This is a genomic window from Nocardiopsis alba, from assembly GCF_000710955.1.
GTDB classification, from domain to species: domain Bacteria; phylum Actinomycetota; class Actinomycetes; order Streptosporangiales; family Streptosporangiaceae; genus Nocardiopsis; species Nocardiopsis alba.
Genome location: NZ_BAZE01000005.1, coordinates 359006 through 374874 on the forward strand (window position 1 = coordinate 359006; position 15869 = coordinate 374874).

12 protein-coding genes are annotated in these 15869 nt (G+C 69.9%); 6 read left to right on the top strand and 6 right to left on the bottom strand.

What is annotated here, in order from left to right; genetic code table 11:
• Positions 1-117: 117 nt before the first annotated feature.
• Complete coding sequence (locus TR33_RS12210; RefSeq protein ID WP_042283178.1) at positions 118-2679, bottom strand: phosphoenolpyruvate carboxylase; 2562 nt, start codon at positions 2677-2679, stop codon at positions 118-120.
• Between the two features lie 324 nt (positions 2680-3003).
• Between TR33_RS12210 and TR33_RS12215 the strand changes: the two genes are divergently transcribed.
• From TR33_RS12215 to TR33_RS12235, 5 genes are all read left to right on the top strand, one after another.
• A complete protein-coding gene (locus tag TR33_RS12215) occupies positions 3004-4614 on the top strand; it encodes an acyl-CoA carboxylase subunit beta (protein WP_017533411.1) in 1611 nt (536 codons plus the stop codon).
• A complete protein-coding gene (locus TR33_RS12220) occupies positions 4611-4835 on the top strand; it encodes an acyl-CoA carboxylase subunit epsilon (protein WP_014909689.1) in 225 nt (74 codons plus the stop codon). Before TR33_RS12215 ends, TR33_RS12220 begins: the two co-directional genes overlap by 4 nt.
• An 88-nt stretch (positions 4836-4923) precedes the next feature.
• Entirely contained in the window at positions 4924-6690 is a 1767-nt protein-coding gene (locus tag TR33_RS12225) for an acetyl/propionyl/methylcrotonyl-CoA carboxylase subunit alpha (RefSeq protein WP_017533410.1), read from the top strand.
• 457 nt (positions 6691-7147) lie between these two features.
• Positions 7148-8611 (top strand): dicarboxylate/amino acid:cation symporter, encoded by a 1464-nt coding sequence (locus TR33_RS12230; protein WP_014909129.1) that lies wholly within the window; start codon positions 7148-7150, stop codon positions 8609-8611.
• 190 nt (positions 8612-8801) lie between these two features.
• Positions 8802-10040: a hypothetical protein gene (locus tag TR33_RS12235; RefSeq protein WP_017533409.1), complete on the top strand. Its 1239-nt coding sequence runs from the start codon at positions 8802-8804 to the stop codon at positions 10038-10040.
• Here TR33_RS12235 and TR33_RS12240 read toward each other — a convergent pair.
• The 3 genes from TR33_RS12240 to TR33_RS12250 form a co-directional block, all read right to left on the bottom strand.
• On the bottom strand, positions 10037-10741 hold the full coding sequence (locus TR33_RS12240; RefSeq protein WP_014912215.1) for an AAA family ATPase: 705 nt from the start codon (positions 10739-10741) through the stop codon (positions 10037-10039). The genes TR33_RS12235 and TR33_RS12240 overlap by 4 nt on opposite strands.
• Before the next feature lie 7 nt (positions 10742-10748).
• On the bottom strand, positions 10749-11060 hold the full coding sequence (locus tag TR33_RS12245) for a TFIIB-type zinc ribbon-containing protein (RefSeq protein WP_014909029.1): 312 nt from the start codon (positions 11058-11060) through the stop codon (positions 10749-10751).
• Between the two features lie 143 nt (positions 11061-11203).
• Complete coding sequence (locus TR33_RS12250) at positions 11204-12592, bottom strand: NAD(P)H-quinone dehydrogenase (protein ID WP_042283182.1); 1389 nt, start codon at positions 12590-12592, stop codon at positions 11204-11206.
• Positions 12593-12827: 235 nt separating this feature from the next.
• On the opposite strand from TR33_RS12250, the gene TR33_RS12255 reads away from it, so the two are divergent.
• Positions 12828-13652, top strand: coding sequence for a purine-nucleoside phosphorylase (locus TR33_RS12255; protein WP_017533407.1), 825 nt, complete (start codon positions 12828-12830; stop codon positions 13650-13652).
• Positions 13653-14110: 458 nt separating this feature from the next.
• Here TR33_RS12255 and TR33_RS12260 read toward each other — a convergent pair whose 3' ends face one another.
• Complete coding sequence (locus TR33_RS12260; RefSeq protein WP_042283242.1) at positions 14111-14758, bottom strand: PH domain-containing protein; 648 nt, start codon at positions 14756-14758, stop codon at positions 14111-14113.
• Positions 14758-15855 (bottom strand): adenosine deaminase, encoded by a 1098-nt coding sequence (locus tag TR33_RS12265; RefSeq protein WP_042283185.1) that lies wholly within the window; start codon positions 15853-15855, stop codon positions 14758-14760. The genes TR33_RS12260 and TR33_RS12265 overlap by 1 nt, the downstream gene beginning before the upstream one ends.
• Positions 15856-15869: the final 14 nt, after the last annotated feature.

Genomic DNA, 15869 nt, shown 5'->3' on the forward strand with positions numbered 1-15869 from the left:
TACCCCCATTACAGCAGTACATGGGGCGGTGGGAGAACCCGGGCGGCCGGGCCCGAGCGCGAAACGGCGAGGGGCCCGCGTACGGACGACGCGGGCCCCTCCGGGGAAGGCGGTGGATCAACCGGTGTTCTGAAGACCGGCGGCCACTCCGTTGACGGAGAGCAGGAGCAGACGCTCCAGGTGTCCTCCGTCCTCCTCCGACAGCGTGTCCGCCTCCTCACCGCGCAGGGCCTCCAGGGCCCGGAGCTGGAGGTGGCTGAGCGCGTCCACGTACGGGTTGCGCAGGTCGACGGCCCGGGAGAGCACCGCGCGGTTCTCCAGCAGCCGTTCGTGCCCGGTCACCCGCAGGACGAGACGACGGGTCAGGTCGTACTCGTCGAGCACCTTCTCGGTCAGTTCGGGGCGGCCGCCCAGCGCCAGGTAGCGCTCGGCGATGGTCCGGTCGGTCTTGGCCAGGCTCATCTCCGCGTTGTCCAGCAACGAGGCGAACATCGGCCATTCCCGGTAGGCGGCCTGGAGCGCGGGCAGGTCCGCGACGGCGGCCAGGCCGGTGCCCAGACCGAACCAACCGGGCAGGTTGACGCGGGTCTGCGTCCAGGCGAACACCCACGGGATGGCCCGGAGGTCGCCCAGCCCCCGGGCGGCCCCGCGCCTGGACGGCCGCGACCCCAGCCGCAGCTCGCCCAGTTCCTCCAGAGGGCTGATCCGGGAGAACCACACCGCGAAGTCCTCGGTGCCGATCAGGTCGAGGTAGGTCTCCTGGGCGGCGCCGGCGATCGTGTCGGCGTAGGGGCGGAACCGTTCGGCGGCTGCGCGTTCGCGTTCCAGAACCTCGTCGGTGGAGGCCATGAGGACGGCGTGCCCGACCTGTTCGATGTGGCGCCGGGCGATGGCGGACTGGCCGTAACGGGCGAAGATGACCTCGCCCTGCTCGGTGACCTTGAACCGTCCGTCGACCGATCCGGGCGCCTGGGCCAGCAGGGCCCGGCTGGCCGGGCCTCCGCCTCGGCCGAGGGAGCCGCCGCGGCCGTGGAAGAGGGTGAGTCGGACGTCGTGCTCCCGTGCCCACGCGGACAGCCGGGCCTGGGCGTCGTACAGGCGCAGGGTGGCGCTGACCGGCCCCACGTCCTTGGCGGAGTCGCTGTAGCCGAGCATGACCTCCAGTCGGCGGTCGTTGTCGTCCAGGCGGCGTCGCACCTGCGGAAGCTCCAGCATTCCGGCCAGGACCCGGGGCGAGGCCTCCAGGTCGGCGCCGGTCTCGAACAGCGGGATGACGTCCAGGACCGGGACCCGCTTGGGAGGCAGCGCGTAGGTGGCCAGCTTGTGCACGGCCTCGATGTCCTCGGCCGAGCGGGTGAAGCTGACGATGTACCGGTTGCAGGCCTCCACCCCGAAGCGCTCCTGGATCCAGGAGACGGTGCGCAGGGTGGCGAGGACCTCCTCGGTGCGGTCGCTCAGGGGCCCGCCCGACTCCAGTTCGGCGAGCGCGGCGGCGTGCACCTCGCTGTGCTGTCGGATCTCCAGTTCGGCCAGGTGGAAGCCGAAGGTCTCGGCCTGCCAGATCAGGTGCTGGAGTTCGCCGTAGGCCTGGCGCGCGGCGCCCGCCGCGGCGAGGGAGTCCTGGACCAGGCGCAGGTCCGAGAGGAAGGCGTCGGCCCCCGGGTAGGCGAGGTCGGCGTCGCGTTCGCGGGTGGCGCTCAGCCGCGCGGTGGCCAACAACAGGAGTCGACGGTGCGGCTCGTTCGGGGAACGCTTGCCGATCTCGGCCATCAACGTCGGATAGGCGGCCTCGGCCTCGGTGAGGGTGTCGATCAGCGCGCGGCTCGCCGGGGTGAGGTTGGCGTAGACGGTGAGCGTGCGCCCCACCCGCCCACAGGCGTTCTCCAAGGCGCGCAGGACGTGCTCGGACTGGATGGTGACGGCCTCCCTGGTCACCTCGTGGGTGACGAAGGGGTTGCCGTCGCGGTCGCCGCCGATCCAGCTCCCGTAGCGGACGAAGGGCGTGGCGCGCGGAGGCCGCGTCCCGCTTCCCTCGGGGTCGATGGCCGTGTCCAGGGTCCGGTACACCTTCGGCAGCGTGGCGAAGATGGTCTCGTCGAAGGCGGAGAGCGCCGTGCGCACCTCGTCGAGCGGGTCGAGCTTGGTGTAGCGCAGCTGGGAGGTGCGCCAGAGCAGGTCGATCTCCTCGAGGAGACGACGGTGGGCCTCGGCGGCCGCGGCGCTGCCCTCGTGGGCGGCGTGCCAGGCGTCGAGTTGGGCGCTGATCCTCAGGATCGAGGTGGACACGGCGCGGCGTCGGGCCTCGGTGGGGTGGGCCGTGAGCACCGGGTGGAATTTCATGCCCGCGACGAGTTCGTTCAGCCGTTCCTCGCCGCCGTCCTCCTCGCGGATGGCGCGCACGGCGGCGGCCAGGGACTCCCGAGGCGGGTTGGCGGCGTCGTCGCGCTCGCGCAGGGCGCGCATGCGCTGGTGTTCCTCGGCCAGATTGGCGAGGTGGAAGTAGACCGTGAAGGCGCGCGCCACCTGCTTGGCCCGTTCCAGGGGCCAGGCGCCCACGAGGGCGGTGATCTCCTCGGTGGTGACGGCACCCTCCCGGGCACCGATCACCTTGTGCCGGAGTTCTTCGACATCGGCGAGCAGATCCTCGCCACCGCTTTCCGCGAGGATCGTTCCGAGCATCTCCCCGAGGAGTTTGACGTCATTCCTGAGTTGTTCGGGGACTTCCTGGCGGGCACTGTCGCGTTCTGCGCTAACCGCTGTCATGAGGGGGACGATACCGAGATCGCTTCGAGGCGGGAACGAGCGGGGGGCGTTTTCGGACGTTTTACCAAGGCGTTAATCATTGTTCCCTCCAAGGGGAAATTCACATTCGATCACGAATTCCCGTATGTTCCGGGCGCCTTTTCCGTCGACTCGGCCGGGAGGCGGCGAACCTCGCGAACCACCACGTAAGCGAGGGGCACTCGTGGGCCCGGGACCCCCTCGGAGCTAGGCTGGGTTGCTATGGCCACCGAAGCCCCAGAACCGCTGTCCGCGGCCGAGATCGACATCCACACGACCGCGGGCAAGCTCGCCGACCTGCGACGACGCAGGTACGAAGCCGTACACGCCGGCTCCGAGCGAGCCGTGGAGAAACAACACGCCAAGGGCAAGATGACCGCGCGGGAGAGGATCGACGCACTCGTCGACCCCGGCTCCTTCGTGGAGTTCGACGCCCTGGCCCGCCACCGTTCGACCAACTTCGGTCTGGACGCCAACCGCCCCTACGGCGACGGCGTCGTGACCGGCTATGGGACCGTCGACGGACGACCGATCGCCGTGTTCAGCCAGGACGTCACCGTCTTCGGCGGCTCCCTCGGCGAGGTCTACGGTGAGAAGATCTGTAAGGTCCTCGACCACGCCCTCACCAACGGGTGTCCCGTGGTGGGCATCAACGAGGGCGGCGGCGCGCGGATCCAGGAGGGCGTGGTCGCCCTCGGTCTGTACGCCGAGATCTTCAAGCGCAACACCCACGCCTCCGGGGTGATCCCCCAGATCTCCCTGATCATGGGCGCCACCGCGGGCGGGCACGTCTACTCTCCGGCCCTGACCGACTTCGTGGTCATGGTCGACGAGACCTCGCAGATGTTCATCACCGGACCCGACGTCATCAAGACCGTCACCGGCGAGGACGTCTCCATGGAGGAGCTGGGCGGCGCCGCCGCGCACTCCTCGAAGTCGGGGGTCGCCCATTACATGGGCTCCGACGAGCAGGACGCCATCGACTACGTCAAGAGTCTGCTGTCGCACCTGCCCGACAACAACCTGGAGGACGCCCCGAGGCTCGCCCCCGAGGACGACCCGGGCGAGGAGACCACCGCCGAGGACCTGGCGTTGGACACGTTCGTGCCGGATTCGGCCAACCAGCCGTACGACATGAAGCGGGTCATCGAGACGGTCCTGGACGACGGCGAATTCCTCGAGGTGCACGAACGCTTCGCCACCAACATCGTCGTGGGGTACGGGCGTGTGGACGGCCGTTCCGTCGGCATCGTCGCCAACCAGCCGATGAGCCTGGCGGGCTGTCTGGACATCGACGCCTCCGAGAAGGCCGCCCGTTTCGTCCGCACCTGCGACGCCTTCAACATCCCGGTGCTGACCTTCGTCGACGTCCCCGGCTTCCTGCCCGGTACCGACCAGGAGTGGGACGGCATCATCCGCCGCGGCGCCAAGCTGCTGTACGCCTACGCCGAGGCCACGGTCCCGCTGATCACCGTGATCACCCGCAAGGCGTTCGGCGGCGCCTACGACGTGATGGGCTCCAAGCATCTGGGCGCCGACATCAACCTGGCCTGGCCCACCGCGCAGATCGCGGTCATGGGCGCCCAGGGCGCGGTGAACATCCTGCACCGACGCACCCTGGCCGCGGCCGACGACGTCGAGGCCGAGCGCGCCCGTCTGGTCGGCGAGTACGAGGACACCCTGCTCAACCCCTATTCGGCGGCCGAGCGGGGCTACGTCGACGGCGTCATCCTGCCGTCGGAGACCCGGGTCCAGGTGGCCAAGGCGCTGCGGGCCCTGAACAACAAACGCGAGCAGCTGCCGCCCAAGAAGCACGGGAACATCCCGCTGTGAGCGCGCCGCAGAACCCGCCGCACCTGGTCGTGGTGCGCGGCGAACCCTCCCCCGAGGAGCTCGCCGCGCTCACGGCCGTACTCGCCGCCCGAGCGGCGGCCGCCCACGCCGTACCGACGTCGGAACCACGGCGGACCGTCTCCGGATGGCGCGACCGCTCACGCGGCATGCAGGCCCCGCCGCGTCCGGGCCCCGGGGCCTGGCGTATGAGCACGAGGTGACCCCTGACGTGCTCCTTCGTTCCCTAGACTCTTCGTCGAGCGGTCGGCGCGTGACCCGCTCCACGCTCCTGCTGGAGGTTTTCCCACCGTGCGTAAAGTTCTGATCGCCAACCGCGGCGAGATCGCCGTGCGCATCGCCCGCGCCTGCCGCGACGCCGGGCTGGCCAGTGTCGCCGTCTACGCCGAACCCGATCTGGACGCCCTGCACGTCAAGGTCGCCGACGAGGCCCACGCCCTGGGCGGCTCCACCCCCGCCGACTCCTACCTGGACATCGCCAAACTCCTGGCCGTCGCCGCCTCCTCCGGCGCCGACGCCGTCCACCCCGGCTACGGGTTCCTCGCCGAGAACGCCGACTTCGCCCGGGCCGTCATCGACGCCGGGCTGACCTGGATCGGTCCGCCCCCGTCCGCGATCACCGCTCTGGGCGACAAGGTCCAGGCCCGCCACATCGCGCAGAAGGTCGGTGCCCCGCTGGTCGCGGGCACCCCCGACCCGGTCGAGTCGGCCGAGGAGGTCGTGGCCTTCGCCGAAGAGCACGGTCTGCCGATCGCGATCAAGGCCGCCTTCGGCGGTGGCGGCCGCGGCCTGAAGGTCGCCCACACCCTGGACGAGGTCACCGACGCCTACGAGTCGGCCGTGCGCGAGGCCGTCACCGCGTTCGGTCGCGGCGAGTGCTTCGTGGAGCGCTACCTGGACCGGCCCCGGCACGTGGAGACCCAGTGCCTGGCCGACACCCACGGCAACGTCGTGGTCGTCTCCACCCGGGACTGCTCGCTCCAGCGCCGTCACCAGAAGCTGGTGGAGGAGGCCCCGGCCCCGTTCCTGTCCAGCGACCAGATGGAGCGCCTCTACAGCGCCTCCAAGGCCATCCTCGCCGAGGCGGGCTACGTGGGCGCGGGCACCTGCGAGTTCCTCGTCGGCACCGACGGCACCATCTCCTTCCTGGAGGTCAACACCCGTCTTCAGGTCGAGCACCCCGTGACCGAGGAGGTCGCCGGGATCGACCTGGTCCGTGAGATGTTCCGGATCGCCGACGGCGAGGAGTTGGGCTACGGAGACCCCGAGGTCCGCGGCCACTCCTTCGAGTTCCGGATCAACGCCGAGGACCCGGGGCGGGGTTTCATGCCGGCCCCGGGCACCATCACCACCTTCGATCTGCCCGGCGGGCCCGGTGTGCGGGTGGACACCGGCTGCGAATCCGGGTTCACCGTGCCGCAGGCCTTCGACTCGATGGTCGCCAAGCTGATCGTGACCGGCCGCACGCGCGAGGAGGCGCTGGCCCGTTCCCGGCGGGCGTTGGCCGAGTTCACCGTGGGCGGCATGCCCACGGTGATCCCCTTCCATCGGACCGTGGTCGAGGACCCCGCGTTCGCGCCCGCCGACCCGGATCAGGCGTTCGGCGTGTACACGCGTTGGATCGAGACCGAGTTCGACAACACGATCGCCCCCTGGGACGGCGCGCCGGGCGAGACCGAGGAGAGCGCCCGCGAGACCGTGACCGTCGAGGTGGGCGGTCGACGCGTCGAGGTCGTCCTGCCCGCCTCCCTGGGCGTGGCCGCGGCCCCGGCCGCCGGTAACGGCGGTGGGAAGAGGAAGCGTTCCTCCCGCAAGGGCGGGGCCGGTGCCGCCGTGAGCGGTGACGCGCTGGTCTCTCCGATGCAGGGCACCGTGGTCAAGGTCGTGGCCGAGGAGGGCGCGAGCGTGGCCGAGGGCGACACCGTCGTGGTGATCGAGGCGATGAAGATGGAACAGCCGCTGACCGCGCACCGGGCCGGAACGATCACCGGTCTGAAGGTCTCCCCCGGCGAGACCGTGAGCGGCGGCGCCGTGGTCTGCGACATCAAGGACGCCTGACCCGATTCCGTTCCGTCCGAAGGGGCGGCGCCGATCCTCGGCGCCGCCCCTTCGTCGTTCCTCGGTCCGTGAGGCGGGGAACAGGGTGATCCTCATCGCGTCCGAGGGTGGGAAGAGCCTGCGCAATAGGCGCTCCGAGCCGGCCCGGGAAGATAGCCGATCGGCTGTGTATGGAAAAGCCGGGCAAATCGGGTTATCGTCTTGCATCGTGACGAACATTTGGGGACTGACACGAAGGTGGCACATCGACCTGTGCCGCTTCGCCAGTCAAGCGTGTAGCTAGGTCCACGCGCCGCCCGTAACGGGCCGCGCGCCGCCACGCCCTGCCCTTGGTCCCCGCGTCACCCCTCTTTCCGGTGGCGCCGACTCATCTTTCCCCCAGCCGGAGAACCCTCGCGTTCCGCCGATCGTCGACGCGTGCCCGAACTCCGGCCCTCACACGCTTGGAGTCACTTTCGTGTCCGCACAGACCGCAGAGGTCAAGCCGAAACGGCGTATCCCACTGCCCTCCTTCGGCGTCCAGGTCGTCCTCGGTCTCTTCCTTGGACTCCTCCTGGGTTTCGTCGCCCTACAGATCGGTCCGGTCGGCGACGGTGAGCCGAACTGGCTGGCCGTCACCCTCCAGACCATCGGCAGCACCTTCGTCACCCTGCTGCGCGCGATCGTTCCGCCGCTGATCGTCCTGGCCGTCATCTCGTCCATCGCCAACCTGCGCAACGTCACCAACGCCGCGCGTCTGGCCTGGAAGACCCTGCTCTGGTTCGCCATCACCGCCCTGATCGCGGTGGGCATCGGCGTCGCCCTGGGTCTGGGCGTCCGTCCCGGGGTCAACAGCGCCGTGGACGCCGCGACCGTCGCCGAGCCCTCCAGCCACGGCTCCTGGCTGGCCTTCATCGAGAGCATCGTCCCGGCCAACTTCCTGGGCCTGGCCGCCGACACCTACGCGGGCGACGACGGCTCCCTGACCACCTCGCTCAGCTTCAACGCCCTCCAGCTGATCGTCATCGCGATCGTCCTGGGCATCGCCGCCGTCAAGGTCGGCAAGCCGGCCGAGCCGTTCATCAAGTTCACCGAGTCGACCCTTCAGGTCGTGCTCAAGGCCCTCTGGTGGGTCATCCGTCTGGCCCCGATCGGCACCGTGGGTCTGCTGGGCAACGCCGTCTACAGCTACGGCTGGGACACCATCGGCTCCCTCGGCAAGTTCACGCTCACGATCTACATCGGCCTGGCGCTGGTGCTGTTCGTCGTCTACCCGATCCTCTCCTTCGCCAACGGCCTGTCCCCGGCGAAGTACTTCTCCGGTGTGTGGCCCGCGCTCCAGCTCGGCTTCGTCTCCCGCTCGTCGATGGGCACGATGCCGGTCACCCAGCGGGTCACCGAGCAGAACCTGGGCGTGCCGCGCTACTACTCCGCGTTCGCGGTGCCCTTCGGCGCGACCACCAAGATGGACGGCTGCGCCGCGATCTACCCGGCGATCTCGGCGATCTTCGTCGCCCAGTTCTTCAACATCGACCTGTCGATCACCGACTACCTGCTGATCGTCTTCGTGTCGGTCATCGGTTCGGCCGCCACCGCGGGTACCACCGGCGCCATCGTCATGTTGACCCTGACCCTGTCCACGGTCGGTCTGCCCCTGGAGGGTGTGGGCCTGCTGCTGGCCGTCGACCCGATCCTGGACATGGGCCGTACCGCCGTGAACGTCGCCGGTCAGGCGCTGGTCCCGGCGATCGTCGCCAAGCGCGAGGGCATCCTCGACCTGGTCCGCTTCAACGCCCGTCGCGGCCCGAGCGGCTTCGTCCCGGTGGACGAGCCGGGCACCCTGAGCGCCGAGGAGGCGGCCGCCGAGGCCGCCACCGAGGACGCCGAGGAGAACGCCCCCGAGGGCGAACGCGTCACCGTGGGAACGGCCTCCAAGAGCTGACCGTTTCCTCGCCACCGATGAGGGCCCGCCGGGAGATCCCCCGGCGGGTCCTCGTCGTTCCGGAGGTGGGAGAGGTCGGCCACAAGGGGTTCCGTGTCCGGGCCGGCGGGAACTGTCCGGCCCTCCCGTTCGTCCTGTGGACAAGGGAGGCGAGAGGAACGACATGTTGCGCCGCTTGGTAACACCCACAGTGCTGACCGCCGGGCTCGTGATGGCGATGGGCGCCGTCGCGGCCCCCGCCGCAGCCGACACCGTCGAGGCACCCACCACGCAGGAGATCGTCGAGGAGCTGGAGAACGACGGGGTCTTCATCGACCCCTCCATCGACCAGATCTCCACCGCCGACGAGGGGGCTCTGGAGGCCGCGGCCTCGGGAGCCGACACCCCCGTCTACTACGTGATCCTGCCCGGGGAGGTCGCCACTTCCGAGGCCGGGATCAACACGCTCATGGCACCCGTCATGTCCGAGGTCGGCGACGGGGCCTACGGTGTCCTGGGTGGAAGCGACCACTTCTACGTCACCTCCCCCGACCTGGACGACACGGCGATCATCAGGGAGACCGCGCTCAACGAGGGCGGCAACCCGATCGACACCCTCGCCGCGCTGCCGCAGGCGGTCGAGACCACGCAGACCCAGAACGAGGCCCCCTCGGGCGGCGGCGGTTCGGGCCTGGTCCTGCTGGCGATCCTGGTGCTGATCGCGGCCGCGGGCGGCTGGTACGTCTACAACAGCCGCAAGAGGCGCGAGGCCGAGAAGGCCAAGCAGATGGAGGAGATCCGGCAGATGGCCACCGAGGACGTCGTGCGCCTCGGCGAGGACGTCGCCCGGCTGGAGATCGACCTGTCCAAGGTGGACGACGCGACCCGGAGCGACTACTCCCGGGCCATGGACTCCTACGACCAGGCCAAGTCGCTGCTGGACACCATCCGGGAGCCGGAAGAGGTCAAGCAGGTGACCAGCGCCCTGGAAGACGGTCGATACTACATGACCGCCACCCGGGCCCGGATGAACGGCGAGCCGGTGCCCGCGCGGCGCGGCCCCTGTTTCTTCAACCCGCAGCACGGCCCCTCGTCCGAGGACGTCACCTGGGCCCCGCCCGGCGGTTCTCCCCGATCGGTCACCGCGTGCGCGGTGTGCGCCCAGGCGGTGCGCACCGGCGGTCAGCCCGACGTGCGCATGGTCGAGGTCGACGGTGAGCGTCGTCCCTACTACGACGCCGGCCCCGCCTACTCCCCCTACGCGGGAGGCTACTTCGGCATGAACATGATGATGGGCATGTTCACCGGCATGATGATGGGCTCCATGATGGGGTCGATGATGGGTGCCGGGATGATGGGCGCCGGGGCCGAGGACGCCGGTGGTGACTTCGACGGCGGCGATTTCGACGGCGGAGGCGACTTCGGGGACTTCGGCGGCTTCGACTTCTAGGCCGTGTCCACGTGGAGGGCCTCGGGATCTCCCGGGGCCCTCTCCCGTGTCCGGGGTCGGCCCTCGCCGGAGGGCCCCGACAGGCGTGCGTCGACCCAGCGGAGCACGGCCTCGGCGGTCTCGGAGAGGGGCCGTCCCGTGGTCTCCAACAGGGACACGGGCGGATGGAGCCGGTCGGCCTCGGCCAGCAGCCAGTCCTGGTACTCCAGGGTCTCGATGATCCGCTCCTCGTCCCAGCCCCGCCAGGCCGGGCGGGCCCGCAGCCGTTCCGCGAGGACCTCCGGCTCGCAGGTGAGCGCCAGGTAGTGGACCCCGTCGAACAGGGCCCTCTCGGGCAGATGTTCCAATTCCGGAGGGACCACCGTCCCGCAGAGCACGACGGGACGCCCGCTCTGCTGCACCATGGCCGCGGTGCGCAACCACGTGGAGCGGAAGAGGCGGTGGTCGTCGGCCGGGTCGCGCAGACCGCCCACCCAGAGCAGGTCCTGTTCGAGCACGACGCACCGTTCCCGGAGCCCTTCCAGGAGGGCTCGCGCCACCGTGGACTTCCCGGTCCCACTGGGTCCGGTCACGCACAGCAGTGGCAGCCGCAGGAAGGGCCGGGTCAGTCCGCAGAAGGAGCAGCGCAGCAGCCGGGCCCCGGCCCCGGTGTCGGGTTCGGGGTCCCATTCTCCACAGTGCGCGCAGATCAGAGGGTGCACGATCGGATCAGTCGAAGAGTTGTTCCAGGAAGCCCTTGCGCCGACGGCGGTAGGGGCGAGGGGAATCGTCGTACCCGCGGTAGGGGCGGGGGGAGTCGCCGTACCCGCGGTAGCCGCGCGGGGAGTCCGGGTAGGGGCGGCGGCCGCCCTGAGGGGCGTAGGGGTCCGCGGGCGGGGGCATGTGGGGGTCGGTGGGCGCCATGCCGTAGTGGCGCTGTTCGGCGCTGACGATACGCTCCAGCTCGCCTCGGTCGAGGAAGATCCCCTGGCAGCCGTCGCAACGGTCGATGTGGACGCCCTGACGGTCGAAGGTACGCATCGGGCTCTGGCATTTCGGACAGATCACGACGAAAAAGTAAGACCTCGACCGTCAAGGCGGGGTAAGCGCCGGCCCGAAACCCGCCGTGTGCCCTGCACTGATCCACACGGCGGGTGGTTCCGGCACCCGTGACCGGGCTCCGTCTACTCCGGCGAGGCCAGCATGAGGGAACGGGCGGCCTCGGTGACGCTGCCCGACAGCGACGGGTACACCGAGAAGGTGTGCGCGAGGTCGTCGACGGTCAGTCGCTGCTGGACGGCGATCGAGACGCCGAGGATGAGTTCGCTGGCGCGCGGGCCGACGATGACGCCGCCCAGGACGATGCCGGTGTGCTGACGGCAGATGAGCTTGACGAAGCCGTCCCGGACCTCGTTCATCTTGGCGCGCGGGTTGGTGTTGAGCGGAAGGGTGACGACCCGACCGTCCACACGGCCGCTCCGGATGTCGTCCTCGCTGACGCCGACCGCGGCCAGCTCGGGGTGGGTGAACACCGTGGAGGCGACGGTGGAGAGCTGGAGCGGGGCCACGGCCTCGCCCAGGGCGTGCCACATCGCGATGCGGCCCTGCATGGCGGCCACGGAGGCGAGCATGTTCACGCCGGTGCAGTCGCCGGCGGCGTAGACGCCGGGGACGGTCGTCCGGGAGACCCGGTCGACCTCGACGAATCCCCCGTCTCCGAGGCGGACGCCGGCCTCTTCCAGACCCAGCCCGTCCGTGTTGGGGATCATGCCGACGGTCATCAGACAGTGGCTTCCGTCGACCGTGCGCCCGTCGGAGAGGGTGACGCGGACGCCGTCCTCGGTGCGCACGACCGACTCGGCGCGGGTCTGGCTGAGCACGGTCATGCCGCGGCGGGCGAAGACGTCCTCCAGCACCTCGGCCGCGTCGGAGTCCTGCGTGGGCATGACCAGCTTGCGGGAGGACACCAGGGTGACGTCCGAGCCCAGGGCCTGGTAGGCGCTGGCGAACTCGGCGCCGGTGACGCCCGAGCCGACCACGATGAGCCGCTCCGGGAGCTCCTCCAGGTCGTAGAGGTGGCGCCAGGTGAGGATGCGCTCTCCGTCGGGCTTGGCGGTGGGCAGCTCACGGGGGTGGGCTCCCGTGGCCAGGAGGACCACGTCGGCGTGGACACGGCGTTCGCCGACGGCGACGATGTGCGGGTCGACCAGGCGGGCCTCGCCGCTGACGACTTCGACGCCCTCCTTGATCAGACGGGCCCGGGTGTCGTCGGACTGGGCACGGGCCAGGCGTTTGATCCGACCGTTCACCTGGTGGATGTCGACCTCGACGGCCGGAACGCAGCCCTCGGCCTCGGCCTCGGGGATGTGGATGCCCAGTTCCGCGGACTCACGTACGTAGGTGGTCCGGGTGGAGGTGGCGATGAGGCTCTTGGAGGGAACGCAGTCGGTGAGGACGCAGGAACCGCCGATACCGTCGCGCTCCACCACCGTCACGTCCGCGCCGAGCTGTGCGGCGACCAGAGCCGCCTCATAGCCCCCGGGTCCGCCACCGATGATCACGACCTTCGTCACGCTGCTTCACTCCCTCTGCGGGGCGATGCGGCCCGCCCGTTCCCGGTCCGGGGTGACCGTGGGCATGGCTGGGCACCACCTGATTTTCTCGCTTGCCTCCATTGTCGACCATCCCGACCATCGGAATCCGCAAGGCACCCCCGCCCGGAGAACGGATCGCCGGCAATGGGGAGGGAAGCACACAAGAGCGTTGCGTTGCGGAGTCATGTGATGACACAGAGGTAGCATCCGAATTGTGAGTGAATCAGAGCAGCCACCCCGAAGCACCCGTGAGGCCAGGACGCTGGCGGAGGAGGCGGCCAAGGAGCTGCTGACCCGCGCGGGCGCCGACAGTTTCGACGCCCTCGTGGTGCTCGGCTCCGGCTGGGAGGCCGCGGCGGACACCCTGGGCACGGACGACATCGAGTTCGACGCGGTCGACCTGCCCGGCTTCGTACAGCCCACGGCCGAAGGACACAGCGGTCGTATCCGCAGCATGTGGGTCGGCGACAAACGCGTGGTCGTCTTCATGGGCCGCGTGCACCTCTATGAGGGACACGGCCCCATGGCGGCCGTGCACGCCGTCCGCACCGGGATCGCCGCGGGCGCCCGCACCGCCGTGCTCACGGGCTCCGCGGGCTCTCTGCGCGCCGACTTCTCCCCTGGACAGCCGGTGCTGTTGCGCGACCACGTCAACCTCACCGCCGCCTCGCCCCTGGCGGGGGCCGACTTCGTGGATCTGAGCGAGGCCTACAGTCCGCGCCTACGGGAGATCACCCGGCAGGTGGACGGCGCGCTCGCCGAGGGTGTGTACGTGACGACCTCGGGCCCCCAGTTGCAGACCCCGGCCGAACTCCAGCTGCTCCGACAGGCGGGGGCGGACGTGGTCGGTCGATCGATCGCCCTGGAGACCATCGCCGCCGTGGAGATGGGGGCCGAGGTCCTGGGGTTGGCGATCGTGAGCAACGACGCGTTGGGGGCGATGATCGAGCCGTTCCGGAAGGAGCGGGCACTGGAGGTCGTCACTCGACGCTCCCGTGAGCTCGGAGAACTGATCCAACGGGTGCTCGGCGACGCCTGAGACCACGAGGACGCGACGAAGGCCCGGTGTCCACCGGGCCCTCACCTGTGTCGGAAGGATGGGGCACCCTCGACCGGAACGACGTGGCCGGTACCGGCGTGGCGAGCGTACATCCCGAGGCCTTGGGATGGACGGTACCGACCGTGGTTCCGATCGAGGGCGGTGCTTTCCCCGGTGCGCCCGTCACGCGGAATCCCCGCAGATCCCGTTGGACTCGCGACGTACGACACCTTTTCTTCCCGTTATTCGGTTGAACCGCGCGCGTGCCTTCGAGAGGGATCCGGGTGGGTGGCCATCCGCGCGAAGCCCGCCCACCCGGAACACTCTCCCTTAGGCATGCCTAACCTAACCAGAAGCCCGGGGTGCGCGTCAACCCCGGCTCGGAAACGAGAAGGACCCGGTCACCCGTGTTCACGGGGCCGGGTCCGAGAGGGGGGGAGAACCCTCGAGGAGGAGGCTCAGGTCAGCAGCAGCACCGCGACGAGCTGCACCACGGCCGCCACGGAGACGACGATGACCTCCAACGGCACCATCGTCTGGGGCCGCTCCTCGGCACCCGGCGCGGCCGGACCCGCCTCGTCGATCTCCTTGATCGGACCGCTCAGCGGACGCGTCTTGTACCGCTCGGCGTCCCGCCTCAGCTCACGTGCGACCAGCTCCATCGGACGCATCGTAGTCGGATCGTCGTTGTCGTCGGGGTCCACGTATCCGGAGTCCCGACGCAGGTTCTCCCGGACCTTGGCCCGCTTGGTCTCCCTCAGCGGCCAGGAACGGAAGGTCCCCTGCGGGGTGTGCACCCGCACCACGTCCACCACGTCCACCCACACCACGGCGGCCCACGGCACGAAGGTCTCGCGCAGGGGGTTGACCATCCGGATGCCGCGCGGAGTGGAGATCACGCGGGGACGCAGCCAGGCCAGGTACACGGCGGCGACGCTCAGGACCAGCACCGACCCGGCGATCCAGGCGGTGCGATCCGTCCCGCGCAGCACCAGGTCCAGCAGCAACAGGACCGCGATGACGATCCACGCGACCGCCATCACCCGGGAGGAGGTCGAGGCGTGGGTGGTCCCCCGGGCGGACCCCCCTCTGTCATCGGCGGTCATCAGCTCGTCGCCCACTTCAGCTGCGCGAACCCGGGCTTGATGATCCCGTTGATCAGCGCGAGACGCTCGTCGAAGGGCAGGAAGGCCGACTTCATCGCGTTGACCGTGAACCACTGGAGGTCGTCCCAGTCGTAGCCGAAGGCCTCGCTCAACTTGGCGAACTCCTCGGACAGGCTCACCCCGCTCTGAAGCCGATTGTCGGTGTTGACCGTGACCCGGAAGCGCAGTTCGCGCAGGAGGGAGATCGGGTGCTCGGCGATGGACTCCGCGGCCCCGGTCTGCACGTTGGAGCTGGGGCACATCTCCAGGGGCACGCGCTTGTCGCGCACGTACTGGGCGAGACGGCCCAGCTCGGGCGCGCCGTTCCCGTCGGTGGTGATGTCGTCGATGATGCGCACACCGTGCCCCAGACGGTCGCAGCCGCACCACTGAAGGGCCTCCCAGATGGAGGGCAGACCGAACGCCTCACCGGCGTGGATGGTGAAGTGGAAGTTCTCCCGCCTCAGGTACTCGAAGGCGTCCAGGTGACGGGTGGGCGGGTTGCCCGCCTCGGCGCCCGCGATGTCGAAGCCGGACACCCCGGCGTCGCGGTAGCGCACCGCCAGCTCGGCGATCTCGGAGGAGCGCGCCGCGTGACGCATCGCCGTCACGAGCTGTCCGGTACGGATGCTCCGACCGGCGTCGGCGGCCCGCTTCTCCCCCAGCTCGAGCCCCTCCTGGACGGCCTCGACGACCTCCTCCAGGGTGAGTCCGCCCTCCAGGTGCTGCTCGGGCGCGTAACGCTGTTCGGCGTAGACCACACCGTCGGCGGCCAGGTCCTCCGCCGCTTCGGCGGCCACCCTGACCAGGGCCTCACGGGTCTGCATGACCGCCGTGGTGTGGGCGAAGGTCTCCAGGTAGCGCTCCAGGGAACCGGAGTCGGAGGCGTCCCGGAACCAACGACCCAGTTCCTCCGGGTCATAGGTGGGCAGGCCGGTGTAGCCCACCTCTCGGGCCAGTTCGACGACCGTGGACGGGCGGAGACCGCCGTCGAGGTGGTCGTGGAGGAGCACCTTGGGCGCTCGCCGGATCTGTTCGACAGTGAGTGGCTGGTTCATCCACTCAGGATGCC